Below are 13,676 nucleotides of genomic sequence, written 5' to 3'. Positions count from 1 at the left end.
CCCACGAACACCCCTGTTCGCGAACCCCGAAGAACCCCAGGCTCAACCCCTGCCCGCTCGACCGCCTCCCACGAAACCTCGAGCAACAACCGCTGCTGCGGATCCATGGCCAACGCCTCGCGGGGCGAAATACCGAAGAAACCGGCATCAAACTCCGCCGCCTCGTAAAGGAAGGCGCCGCTGCGGACGTAGGAGGTGCCGGTGGAATAGGGGTCGGGGTCGTAGAGCCGCTCGACGTCCCAACCCCGATCGCCGGGTAGGTCGGACACGGCGTCGCGGCCGGCGTGCAGCATCTGCCAGAACCGCTCGGGGTCGTTCGCCCCGCCGGGGAAGCGGCAGGACATGGCGACGATGGCCACCGGCTCGTCGTCGCCGAGCGTCACCGGGGCGGTCTCGGCCGCCACGGCGGCCTCCCCGCCCAGTTCCTCGTGCAGGTGCCGGGCGAGCGCGGTCGGCGACGGGTAGTCGAAGACCAGGGTCACCGGCAGCCGCAGCGAGGTGGCGGTGGCGAGCCGGTTGCGCAGCTCCACCGCCGTCACCGAGTCGAACCCGAGGTCGCGGAACGCGTGGTGCGGGTCGACGGCCTGGCCGTCGGCGTACTTGAGGACCGTGGCCGCCTGGTCGCGGACCAGGTCGAGCAGCGCCTGCTGGCGCTCGGCGGCGCTCATCCGGGTGAACGCGCCGGTGGGGCCGGCCTCGTCGGTCTCCTTCGTCTCGGCCAGGCCCTTGGTGGCCTGCAACCGCTGCGCCTCGGGGATCTCCGAGATCAGCGGGCCGGGCCGGGTGGCGGTGAAGGCGACGAAGAACCGGTCCCAGGCGATGTTCGAGATGGTCAGGAACGTCTCGTCGTGCTCGACGGCCTGGTGCAGGGCCGCGACGGCGAGCCGCGGCGGCATCTCGGGCGCGCCGTGGCGGTGCAGCATCCGGCCGAACTCGCCGTCGGCCATGCCGCCGCCTCCCCAGGCGCCCCAGCCGATGGAGGTGGCGGGCAGGCCGAGGGCACGCCGGTGCTCGGCGAGGGCGTTGAGGAACGCGTTGCCGGGGGCGTAGTTGCCCACGCCGGAGCTGCCGACGGTGCCGGCCATCGAGGAGAACAGGATGAACGCGTCGAGGTCCAGCTCGCGGGTCAGCTCGTGCAGGTTCAGCGCGGCGGTGACCTTCGCGCTGAGCGCGTAGTCGACCTGTTCCAGGGTCAACGAGTTGATCACCGAGTCGTCGAGGACGGCGGCGGTGTGCACGACGGTGGTCAGCGGGTGCTCGGGCGGCAGGTCGGCGAGGACGGCGGCGAGCGCCGACCGGTCGGCGGCGTCGCAGGCGGCGACGGTGACCCGGGCGCCCAGCGCGACCAGCTCGGCCTCGAGGTCGGCGATGCCCTCGGCCTGCCGGCCGCGCCGGCTGACCAGCACCAGGTGCGCGGCGCCGTTGGCGGCGAGCCAGCGGGCCATGTGGCCGCCGAGCGCGCCGGTGCCGCCGGTGACCAGGGCGGTGCCGGAGGGCCGCCAGGCGCGCGGGGCGGGGGCGTCGCCGAGCGGGGCGTGCAGCAGCCGCCGGCCGAACGCGCCGGCCCACCGCAGCGCGACCTGGTCCTCCCCGTCGGCGCCGGCGAGGACGCGGACCAGCCGGCGGCCGGCCGCGTCGTCGAGCTCGTCGGGGAGGTCCACGAGGCCGCCCCAGCGGTCCGGGTGCTCCAGCGCGGCGACCCGGCCGAAGCCCCAGGTGAGCTGCTGGAGCGGGTGCGGCAGCGGGTCGGCCGGGCCGGTGGCGACGGCGCCCCGGGTGAGGCACCACAGCGGTGCGCGGACGCCGGCGTCGCCGAGCGCCTGCACGAGGGTCACGGTGCCGGCGAAGCCGACCGGCACCGACGGGTGCGCCGGGGCGGGCGTCTCGTCGAGCGGCAGCAGCGACACGATGCCGGCGGGGCGGGAGCCACCGTCGCCCAGGTCGCGCAGCCGGGCGGCGAGCGCCTCGCGGTCCGTGCGGTCGGCGTCCAGCGCCACCGGCACGACGGTGCCGCCGTGCCGCCGCAGCGCCTCCGCGCAGAAGGCGGCCTCGGCCGCGCCGGTGTCGTCGGGGCCGGTGAGCAGCCACCAGGTGCCGGTGACGGCGGGCTCGCCGGCGGCGTCGGGGGCGATCGGTGTCCAACTGTCCCGGTACCGCCAGGAGTCCACGGTGGCCTGGTCGCGGTGCCGGCGACGCCAGGCGGCGAGGACCGGCAGCACGTCGGCGAACGCCGCGTCCGGCACGGCCTCCGACTCGGTCGCGCCGGCGAGTTCGGCGGTGAGCGCGGTCAGGTCCTCCGCCTCGACGGCCGCCCAGAACCGGGCGTCCACCTCGTCGTCGGGCACCGGGCCGGCCACGCCGGCGGCCGGGGCGGGCGTGGCGGACGGCTGCGGCCAGTAGAGCTGCCGCTGGAACGGGTACGTGGGCAGGTCGCGGCGGCGTCCGGCGAGGCCGGTGAACGCGGGCCGCCAGTCCACCGGCGTACCCCCGGTCCAGACCTCGGCCAGGGCGCGCAGGAAGCGGCCGAGGCCGCCCTCGCCCCGGCGGAGGCTGCCGGTGACGGTGACCGACTCCGGGTCGGCGGCGGCCAGCTCGACGCTCTCCTGCACGGCCATGGTCAGCACCGGGTGGGCGCTGACCTCGACGAAGGTCTGGTAGCCGGCGGCGACGAGGCTGCGCACCGCCTCGTCGAAGCGGACGGTCTGCCGCAGGTTGCGGTACCAGTAGTCGGCGTCGAGGGCGGCGGTGTCGAGCCAGTCCCCCTCGACGGTGGAGCGGAACCGGACCTCGCCGGTGCGGGGCCGCAGCCCGGCGAGCAGTTCCAGGAGCTGCTCGCGCAGCTGCTCGACGTGGGCGGAGTGGGAGGCGTAGTCCACCGGGACGCGGCGCACCCGCATCTCGCGGGACTCGTAGTGGGCGACCAGCTCGTCGAGGGCGGCGCTGTCGCCGGAGACCACGACCGAGGTGGGCCCGTTGACGGCGGCCAGGGCGACCCGGCCGGCCCAGCGGGCGATCGTCGCGGTGGCCTCGTCGGCGGTGGTGGCGACCGAGACCATGCCGCCGTCCCCGGCGATGCCGGCGATGATCCGGCTGCGCAGCGCGACCACGGCGGCCGCGTCGTCCAGGGTGAGGCCGCCGGCGACGTACGCGGCGGCGATCTCGCCCTGCGAGTGGCCGACGACGGCGGAGGGGCGCACCCCGTACGACTCCCAGAGCGCGGCGAGCGAGACGCTGACCGCGAACAGGGTGGGCTGCACGACGTCGACGCGCTCCAGCGACGGGGCGTCGGGCGCGCCGCGCACCACGTCGGTGGGTGACCAGTCGACGTACGGGCGCAGCGCCTCGGCGCAGGCGGCGAACCTCTCCGCGAAGACCGGAGCGGTGTCGAGGAGTTCGGCCGCCATGCCGACCCACTGGGAGCCCTGGCCGGGGAAGACGAAGGCGACCTCGCCCGGCGTGCCGGGGGCGCGGGTGACGGTCTGCGCGGTGGGGCGGCCGGCGGCGAGCGCATCGAGGGCCGCGGTCAGGTCGTCCCGGTCGGCGGCGAAGACGACGGCCCGGTGGTCGTGGGACGCGCGCGTGGCGGCCAGCGACCAGCTCACGTCGGCGAGTTCGCCGTCGTCGACCGTCTCGAGGTGGTCGAGCAGGTCCCGGGTGCGGGCGGTGAGGGCGTCGACGGTGCGCCCGGAGAGCACCCAGGGCAGCTCCCCGGTCGGCCCGTCAGCCGCCGGCTCGGGCCCGGGTTCGTCGGCGGGGGCCTGTTCGAGGATGGTGTGCACGTTGGTGCCGCTGATGCCGAACGAGGACACGGCGGCGCGGCGTACGCCGTCGGCCGGCTCCCACGGCCGGGCCGAGGTGAGCAGCTCGACGCTGCCGGCGCTCCAGTCGACGTGCGGGGTGGGCTCGTCCACGTGCAGGGTGGGCGGCAGCACCCCGTGCCGCATCGCCAGGACCATCTTCATCACCCCGGCCACACCGGCGGCGGCCTGGGTGTGCCCGATGTTCGACTTCACCGACCCCAGCCACAACGGCCGGTCGGCGGGACGGTCCTGCCCGTAGGTGGCGATGAGCGCCTGCGCCTCGATGGGGTCGCCGAGCGTGGTGCCGGTGCCGTGCGCCTCGACGGCGTCCACCTGGTCGGCGGTCAGGCCCGCGTTGGCCAGGGCCTGCCGGATCACCCGCTGCTGGGCGGGGCCGTTGGGGGCGGTGAGGCCGTTGGAGGCGCCGTCCTGGTTGACGGCGCTGCCGCGCAGCACGGCGAGGACCGGGTTGCCGTCGCGGCGCGCGTCGGAGAGGCGCTGGAGCACCAGCAGGCCGACGCCCTCGCCCCAGCCGGTGCCGTCGGCGGCCCCGGCGAACGGCTTGCAGCGGCCGTCCGCGGCGAGGCCGCGCTGGCGGGAGAAGCCGACGAAGATGCCGGGGGTGGCCATCACGGTGGCGCCGCCGGCCAGGGCGAGGTCGCACTCGCCCGTCTGGAGGGCCTGCGCGGCCAGGTGCATCGCGACCAGCGACGACGAGCAGGCGGTGTCGACGGTGACCGCCGGGCCGTGCAGCCCGAAGGTGTACGCCAGCCGACCGGAGATGACGCTGGCGGAGGTGCCGGTGGCGAGGTAGTTCTCGTCGACGTCCCCGGCGGCCATCAGCAGCGAGCCGTAGTCCTGGCCGTTGGTGCCGACGTACACGCCGGTGCGGCTGCCGCGCAGGGCGGTCGGGTCGATGCGGGCCCGCTCGAACGCCTCCCAGGTGGCCTCCAGCAGCAGCCGCTGCTGCGGGTCCATGGCGAGGGCCTCGCGGGGGCTGATGCCGAAGAACGCCGGGTCGAACTCGCCGGCCCCGGCCACGAAGCCGCCCTCGCGGACGTAGCTGGTGCCGAGGTGCTCGGGGTCGGGGTGGTACAGCTCGGCGAGGTTCCAGCCGCGCTCGCCGGGCATCAGGCTCATCGCGTCGGTGCCGGTGGCGACGAGGTCCCACAGCTGCTCGGGCGAGGTGACGCCGCCGGGGAAGCGGCAGCTCATCGCGACGATGGCGATGGGCTCGCGGTCGCGGCCGGTGCCGTCGGCGACCACCTCGCCGGTGGTGTGCCCGGCGGTGAGGCCGTGCAGGTGCGCGGCGAGTTCGGCGACCGTGGGGTGGTCGAAGACCAGCGTGGCGGGCAGCGTCATGCCGGTCTCGGCGGTCAGCCGGTTGCGCAGCTCGACGGCGGTGAGCGAGTCGAAGCCGAGATCACGGAAGGTGCGGTCGGGCAGCGGCTGGCCGGCCGGGTAGCCGAGCACCACGGCGGCCTGGGTGCGCACGAGGTCGGCGAGCTGCGGCAGGGACCGGCCGACCACCACGGCGCGGGCGGGGCCGGTGGGCACGGCGGGCACGCCGGGCAGGGCGGCGATCAGTGGTGTCGGCCGGCCCCAGGAGGCGGCGAGGCGTCCCCAGTCGACGTCGGCGACGGTGACGGCCGGCTCGGCGGTGTTGACCAGCCGGCCGAGGGCGGTGACGGCCTCGGCGACGGGGAGCGCGTTGACCCCGCCCCGGGCGAGCCGGGCGGTCAGCGCGGCGGCCATGCCGTCCTCGGCCCAGGCGCCCCAGGCGATGGCGGTGCCCGGCAGGCCCTGGTCGCGCCGCCAGGCCGCGAACGCGTCGAGGTACGCGTTGGCCGCCGCGTAGTTGCCCTGTCCGGCGCTGCCGATGACCCCGGCGAGGGAGGAGAAGAGGACGAACGCGTCGAGGTTCCGGTCGGCGGTGGCCTCGTGCAGCACCCGGGCGGCGCGGACCTTGCCGTCGAGGACGGTCTGCATCCTGCCCAGGTCGAGCCCGTCGAGGACGCCGTCGTCGACCACCCCGGCGGTGTGCACGACGGCGGTCAGCTCCGGCAGGCCGGCCACGAGGGCGTCGACCGCGGCCCGGTCGGTGACGTCGCACGCCACCACCCGTACCGCACCCAACTCGTCGACCAGTTTCGCGGCGCCCGGCGCCGCCGGGCCGCGCCGCGAGGCGAGCACCACCTCGGCCGCCCCGTTGGCCAACAGCCAGCGGGCCACGTGCCGACCCAACGCACCCGTCCCGCCGGTCACCAGCACCGTCCCGGCGGGGCGCCAACCCGCACCCGCGGGCGGCGCGGCCGGCACCAGCCGCCGGCCGAGGACGCCCTGCGGGCGGATCGCCACCTGGTCGTGGCCGGCGTCGGCGAGGACGGCGAGCAGCGCGTCGGCGGCGGTCCGGTCGGCGCGGGCGGGCAGGTCGACCAGGCCGCCCCAGCGGTCGGGCTGTTCGAGGGCGACGACCCGGCCCAGGCCCCAGGCCAGGACGGGCCACGGGTCGGCGAGGGTCTCGCCGCCGCCGACGCGGACGGCGCCCCGGGTGAGGCACCAGAGCCGGCCGGGCAGGCCGGCGTCGGCGAGCGCCTGCGTGAGGGTGAGCAGCAGCGCGGCGCCGACGGAGACGGCCGGGGCGTCCGGCAGCGCCCGGTCGTGCGCGGGCAGCACGCAGAGCACCCCGGTCCAGCCCTGCTCGCCGTGGTGGCGCAGCAGCCCGGTCAGCTCCGCGCGGGCGACGCCCGGGGCGACGGTGAGGGCGTCGACGTGGGCGCCCGCGCCGGTCAGCGTCCCGGCCACCCCGGCGTCGTCGGCGTCGGCGGTGACGACCAGCCAGCGGCCGGTCAGCGCCGGCGCGGCGGCGGGTCGGACCGGCTCCCAGTCGACCCGGTACGACCAGCCGTCCACCACGGCGTCGCGGTGCCGGGCCCGCCGCCACGACGACAGCACCGGTACGGCCGGGGCGAGGGCCTCGACCGCCGCGGGATCGTCCTGCACGGCCAGGTGGGCGGCGACCCCGGGCAGGTCGCCGCGCTCCACCGCCGCCCAGAAGTCCCCCTCGGCGGTGTCGGTCGGCGTGGCCGCGCCGGCGGTGCCGCCGACCTCGGGCCAGTAGCGCTGGTGCTGGAACGCGTACGTGGGCAGGTCCACCCGCCGGGCGCCGGTGTCGGCGAACCACGGCCGCCAGTCGACGGCCACCCCGCGCACGTGCAGCTCGGCCAGCCCGGCCAGCAGCCCGTGCGCCTCGGGCCGGTCCCCGCGCTGCGCCGGTACGGCGAGCACGCCGTCGGTGCCCGGCAGGGCGTCGCCGACCATCGCGGTCAGCACGCTGCGCGGCCCGACCTCCAGGAACGTGTCCGCCCCGGCGGCGCGCAGCGCGGCGATCCCGTCGGCGAAGCGGACGGCCTCCCGGACGTGCCGCACCCAGTAGTCGGCGGTGCGGATCTCGTCGGCGTCGGCGAGCGCCCCGGTCACGTTCGACACCACCGGCAGCGACGGCGCGGCGAACTCCAGCCTGTCGAGGACCGCGCGGAACCTCGCGAGCATCGGCTCCATCAGCGGGCTGTGGAACGCGTGGCTGACCGTGAGCCGACGCGTGCGGACGCCCCGGTCGCGCCAGATCCGCTCCACCTCGTCGAGGGCGTCGACGGCACCGGAGACCACGACCGACGACGGCCCGTTGACCGCGGCGATCCCCACGTCGGCCAGACCGTCCAGCGTGGCCAGCACGTCGGTCTCGGTCGCCGCGACGGCCAGCATCCCGCCGCCCGCCGGCAGCGCCTGCATCAGCCGGCCCCGCGCCGCCACCAACGCACAGGCGTGCTCCAGCGACAGCACCCCGGCCACGTACGCGGCGGTGACCTCGCCGATCGAGTGGCCGGCCACCAGGTCGGGGGCGAGGCCGAACGACTCGACGAGGCGGAACAGCGCCACCTCGACGGCGAACAGGCCGGCCTGCGTGAACACCGTCCGGTCCAGCAGCTCGGCGTCGGCCGAGCCCTCGGCGGCGAAGAGCACCTCGCGCAGGGGGCGCGGCAGGGCCCGGTCCAGGTGTCCGCACGCCTCGTCGAGGGCGGCGGCGAAGACGGGGAACTCGGCGTACAGCTCCCGGCCCATGCCGGCGCGCTGCGCGCCCTGGCCGGAGAAGAGCACCGCGAGCTGGCCGCGCGGCGACCCGGCGCCGGCGACGACGGTGCCGGCCGGTTCCCCGGCGGCGAGGGCGCGCAGCCCGGCGAGCAGGTCGTCGCGGTCGGTCGCCGCGACGACGACGCGCCGGTCCAGGGTGGAGCGGGAGGTGACCGACGAGAAGGCCACGTCGAGCGGGCGCAGGGTGTCGTCGGCGGCGAACCGGGCGGCCCAGCGGCCGGCCTGGGCGGCGAGCGCGGCGTCGGAGCGGGCGGAGAGCAGCACGGGCGCCACCGTGCGGGCCGCCGGGACCCTCGGCTCGGTTTCGGTCTCGGTTTCGGCCTCGGCAGAAGCCGGGGCCTGCTCGATGATGGTGTGCGCGTTGGTGCCGGACACCCCGAACGACGACACCGCGGCCCGACGCGGCCGGTCCGCCGTGGGCCACGGGGTGGCGGCGGTGGCGAGGGTGACCGCCCCGGCGGTCCAGTCGATGTGCGGGGACGGCTCGTCGACGTGCAGGGTGGGCGGCACGACGCCGTGCCGCATCGCCATCACCATCTTGATCACGCCGGCCACGCCGGCGGCGGCCTGGGCGTGGCCGATGTTCGACTTCACCGACCCGAGCAGCAGCGGCGCCGAGTCCCCCCGGTCCTGCCCGTACGTGGCGAGCAGGGCCTGCGCCTCGATCGGGTCGCCGAGCCGGGTGCCGGTGCCGTGCGCCTCGACCACGTCCACCTGCTCGGGCGTGAGCCGGGCGTTGGCCAGGGCCTGGCGGATGACGCGGACCTGCGACGGACCGTGCGGGGCGCTGAGCCCGTTGGACGCGCCGTCCTGGTTGACGGCGCTGCCCCGCACCACGGCGAGCACCGGGTACCCGTGCCGCTGCGCGTCGGAGAGCCGGGTGAGCAGCAGGATGCCGATGCCCTCGGACCAGGAGGTGCCGTCCGCGCCGGCGGCGAACGCCTTGCACCGGCCGTCGGCGGCGAGGCCGCGCTGCCGGCTGAAGCCGACGAAGACCGCCGGGGTGGGCATCACCGTCACGCCACCGGCCAGCGCCAGCTCGCAGTCGCCGTTGCGCAGTGCCTGGGCGGCCAGGTGGACGGCGACCAGCGAGGACGAGCAGGCGGTGTCGACGGTGACCGCCGGCCCCTCCAACCCGAGGGTGTACGCGACGCGCCCGGAGATGACGCTGGTGGCGTTGCCGGTGAGCAGGTGCCCCTCGCCGTTCTCGGCCTGCGCCATCATGCCGTCGTAGCCGTGCGAGGACGCCCCGACGAAGACGCCGGTGCGGCTGCCCCGTACCGCCGGCAGCGGCAGCCCGGCCCGCTCGAACGCCTCCCAGGAGGTCTCCAGCAGCAGCCGCTGCTGCGGGTCCATGGCGACGGCCTCGCGCGGCGAGATGCCGAACAGGTCGGCGTCGAAGTCGGCGGCGGCGTAGACGAAGCCGCCCTCGGTCACGTAGCTGGTGCCAGGGTGGTCGGGGTCCGGGTGGAAGAGGCGGTCCAGGTCCCAGCCCCGGTCGGCGGGGAACGGCCCGATCCCGTCCCCGCCGTCGCGGACGAGCTGCCACAGCGCCTCGGGACTGTCGACCCCGCCCGGGTAGCGGCAGCTCATCGCCACGATGGCGATGGGCTCGGCGTCCCGGGTCTCCAGCTCGCGCAGCCGCCGCCGGGTACGCCGCAGCTCCGAGGTCGTACGCTTCAGGTACTCGACGTACTTCTCGTCCTCGTTGCTCACCGTGGACCTACCTCACTCGGCATGCCGATGTCGTTGCGGCTGGTGGTCACGACGTCTCCAGCTCGCGGTCGATCAGGTCGAAGATGTTCTCGGCGGTGGCCGACTCCAGGTCGTCGTCGTCGCCGTCCGCGTCCGCCTGCCGCTCGGCCAGCCGGTCCAGCAGGCCGTGCAGCCGGTCGGTGATGCGGCGGAACTCGTCGTCGGTCGGGTCGAGCCCGACGAGCGCCGCCTCCAGCCGGTCGAGTTCCCGGCCCGCCGTCGACGGCTCGCCCGCCGGGGCCGCCGGGGCGAACTGCCCGGCCAGGTGGGCGGCCAGCGCCTCGGGCGTCGGGTTGTCGAAGACCAGCGTCGCCGGCAGCCGCAGCCCGGTGGCCGCGCCGAGCCGGTTGCGCAGCTCGACGGCGGTGAGCGAGTCGAAGCCGAGTTCCCGGAACGCGCGGGTCGGTTCGATGCCGCCCGGGTCGCCGTGGCCGAGGACGACCGCCACGTGCGACAGCACCAGGTCGCGCAGGGCGCGTACCCGCTTGTCGTCGGGCAGGCCGCGCAGCGTCTCGGCGTACGCCTGCCCGTCGGCGGCCTCGCCGGCCGCGGCCCGGCGGCCGGCGGCGCGGACCAGGTTCGCCAGCAGCGGGTGGACGGGTGCCCCGGGCGCCGCCACCCCGGTCATGACCTTGGCGGGCATCAGCGTCGCCCGCTCGGAGCGCCAGGCCGCGTCGAACAGGGCGAGGCCCTCGTCGTTGGACAGCGCGGCCATTCCGCCCCGGTCGAGCCGGCGGATGTCGGCCGAGTCGAGGTGCCCCGTCATGCCGCTGGCCTGGGCCCAGCGGCCCCAGGCCAGCGCGACCGCCGGCAGGCCGAGGGCCCGCCGGTGCTCGGCGAGGGCGTCGAGGAACGCGTTGCCGGCGGCGTAGTTGCCCTGGCCGGGGCCGCCGAACACGCCGGCGGCGGCGGAGAAGAGCACGAACGCGGTCAGCTCGTGGCCGAGGGTCGCCCGGTGCAGGTTCCAGGCCACGTCGACCTTGGGCCGCAGCACCGCGTCGAGACGGTCCGGGGTGAGCGACTCGACGGTGGCGTCGTCGAGGACGCCGGCGGCGTGCACGACCGCGCGCAGCGGGTGCCGCCGGTCCACCATGGACAGCACGTCCGCCACGACGTCCGGGTCGGCCAGGTCGGCGGCGACGATCGACACGTCCGCGCCGAGCGCCTTGAGGTCGGCGAGCAGCTCGTCGGCGCCCTCGGCGTCCGGGCCGCGCCGGCTGACCAGGAGCAGCTGCCGGGCGTGGTGCGCGGTGACCAGGTGGCGGCAGAGCAGCGCCCCGAGGGTGCCGGTCGCTCCGGAGACCAGGACCGTGCCGTCGAGCCGGGGCACCTGCGGGACGCTCAGGGCGAGCTTGCCGACGTGCCGGGCCTGGCTGAGGAAGCGGAACGCCTCGGGGGCGCGCCGGACGTCCCAGGTGCGCCGGGGCAGCGGCCGCAGCGCCCCGTCGGCGAAGAGGGCCATCAGTTCACCCAGCATCGCGCCGATCTTCTCCGGGCCGGCCTCGATGAGGTCGAAGACCTGGTAGCTCACGCCGGGGTGCGCGGCGGCGACCCGCGCCGGGTCCCGCTTGTCGGTCTTGCCCATCTCGACGAACCGGCCGCCGTCGGCGAGCAGCCGCAGCGACGCGTCGACGTACTCGCCGCTGAGCGCGTTGAGCACCACGTCGACGCCCCGCCCGCCGGTGCGGTGGGCGAACTCCCCGGCGAAGTCGAGGCTGCGGGAGGAGGCGAGGTGCGCGTCGTCGAAGCCGGTGGCGCGCAGCGCCGGCCACTTGCCGGGGCTGGCCGTGCCGTAGACCTCCGCGCCGAGGTGGCGGGCGATCTGCACGGCGGCCATGCCGACGCCGCCGGCGGCCGCGTGGACGAGCACGGACTCCCCGGCGCGCAGCCGGGCCAGCTCGACCAGGCCGTACCAGGCGGTCAGGAAGACCACGGGCACGGCGGCGGCGTCGGTGTACGACCAGCCGTCGGGGATGCGGGTGAGCAGCCGGCGGTCGGTGACCGCGGCCGAGGAGAACGAGCCGGAGAAGATGCCCATCACCCGGTCGCCGGGGGCGAGGTCGGTGACCCCCGGCCCCACGCCGAGCACCACGCCGGAGCCCTCGTTGCCCAGCACCTCCTGGTCGGGCACCATGCCGAGAGCCAGCACCACGTCCCGGAAGTTCAGCCCGGAGGCGCGCATCCCGACCAGGACGTGGCCCGCCGGCAGTTCTCCGGCCGCTCCGGGGGCGGGCAGCAGGGCCAGGTTCTCCAGCGTGCCCTTCTCGGTGACGTCGAGGCGCCACGGCACCTCGTCGGCGGGCAGCGGCAGCACCCCGGCGTCGCGCGCCCGGGCCAGCCGGGGCACCAGCGGCGCGCCGTCGCGGACCGCGAGCTGCGGCTCGCCGGAGGCGACGGCCGCCGGGACCGCCGCCAGGGAGGCGGCGGCGTCGTCGGTGTCGAGCAGCGTGAACCGGCCGGGGTGCTCGGACTGCGCCGAGCGCACCAGGCCCCACAGGCTCGCCCGGGCCAGGTCGTGCGGGGCCTCGCCCGGGGCGGCGCCGACCGCGCCCCGGGTGTGCAGGACCAGCCGGGCCCTCTCCAGCCGGGGCTCGCCCAACCACTGCTGCACCAGCGCGAGCGCGTCGCGGGCCGCCTCGTGCGCTGCCTCGCCGGCCCGCTCCGGGTCCGGCTCCGCGCCGAAGCGCAGGTCCAGCACCACATCGGGTACGTCCCCGGACGCCTCGACCACCGCGACCAGCGTCGCCAGGTCGGCGTGGGCCCGCACCGGGTGCCCGGCGGCGGTGAGCGCCCTGGCCAGGTCGAGGGTGTCGTCGCCGAGCAGCGCCCAGCGGACCGGCTCCCCCGCCGGCGCGTCGGTGCGCGGCAGCGGCGTCCAGTCCAGGTGGAACACCGAAGTGCGGCTCAGGGCGGCGGCCTCGTCGGCCCGGCCCGCGGCGACCGGGCGGAAGGTCAGCGACTCGACGGTGGCGACCGGCTGGCCGGCGGTGTCGGCGAGCGTGACCGCGACCGTGTCCGGGCCGAGCGACCGCAGCCGCACCCGCAGCCGGGTGGCGCCGTGGGCGTGCAGGGCGACCGCGCGGAAGGCGAACGGCATCCAGCCCGTCCCGGAGGCGTCCGCCGGGTCGCCGAGCAGGGCGGTGATCCCGCTGGCCTGGAGGGCCGCGTCGAACAGGGCCGGGTGCAGCCCGAACCGGGACGCGTCGGCGGCCGCCTCCTCGGGGAGGGCCACCTCGGCGTAGACCTCGTCGTCGCCGCGCCACACCCGGCGCAGGCCGCGGAAGGCGGGGCCGTAGCCGAGGCCGCCCTCGGCCATCTCGGCGTACCAGGCGTCCAGGTCGGCGTCGACCTCGACGGCGTCGGCCGGCGGCCACTGCCCCGGTACGACCGTCGGGGCGGGCGGGTGCGGCAGCAGCAGGCCCTCGGCGTGCCGGGTCCACTCGGCGTCGGCGTCCGCCTCGGGGCGGGAGTGCACCGTGACGCTCCGCTCGCCGGTGTCGCCGGGCGGGCCCACCCGCACCTGCACCTGCACCGCGCCGGCCGGCGGGAGCACCAGCGGGTTGATCAGCGTCAGGTCGCCCACCTGTCCGGCGTCGACCTCGTCGCCGGCCCGGACCACCATGTCGACCACACCGGTGCCCGGGACGATCACGGTCCCGCCGACGGCGTGGTCGGCCAGCCACGGGTGGGTACGCACCGACAGCCGCCCGGTCAGCACCACCGTCTGGTCGTCGGCGACGGGCACGGCCGCGCTGAGCAGCGGGTGACCGGTGTCCTGGAGACCGGCGGAGCCGACGTCGCGTACCCGGTGCGCGGGAGCCTCCAGCCAGAAGCGTCCCCGGTCGAAGGCGTACGTGGGCAGCGCGACGGTGCCGGTCCGAACCAGGACGGCGGTCAGGTCGACGGGCAGGCCGATGGCGTGGGCGGTGGCGAGGTTCGTCAGCAGCCGCGTCGCGTCGTCGTCACCCC

2 protein-coding genes are annotated in these 13,676 nt (G+C 76.7%); both read right to left on the bottom strand.

Annotation, left to right across the window (positions count from 1 at the left end; genetic code table 11):
• Positions 1–9,668, bottom strand: a 9,668-nt coding sequence (locus tag ACFHW0_RS31215; RefSeq protein WP_416613218.1) for a type I polyketide synthase, incomplete at its 3' end; no start/stop codon positions are given.
• Positions 9,669–9,714: 46 nt separating this feature from the next.
• A partial coding sequence (locus ACFHW0_RS31210) for an SDR family NAD(P)-dependent oxidoreductase (RefSeq protein ID WP_416613217.1) occupies positions 9,715–13,676 on the bottom strand: 3,962 nt, incomplete at its 5' end.

The organism is Micromonospora sp. LOL_025 (assembly GCF_048060285.1).
GTDB lineage: Bacteria > Actinomycetota > Actinomycetes > Mycobacteriales > Micromonosporaceae > Micromonospora.
Note: the sequence above shows the minus strand (reverse complement) of the source record. Positions and strands in the feature narration are given on the sequence as shown.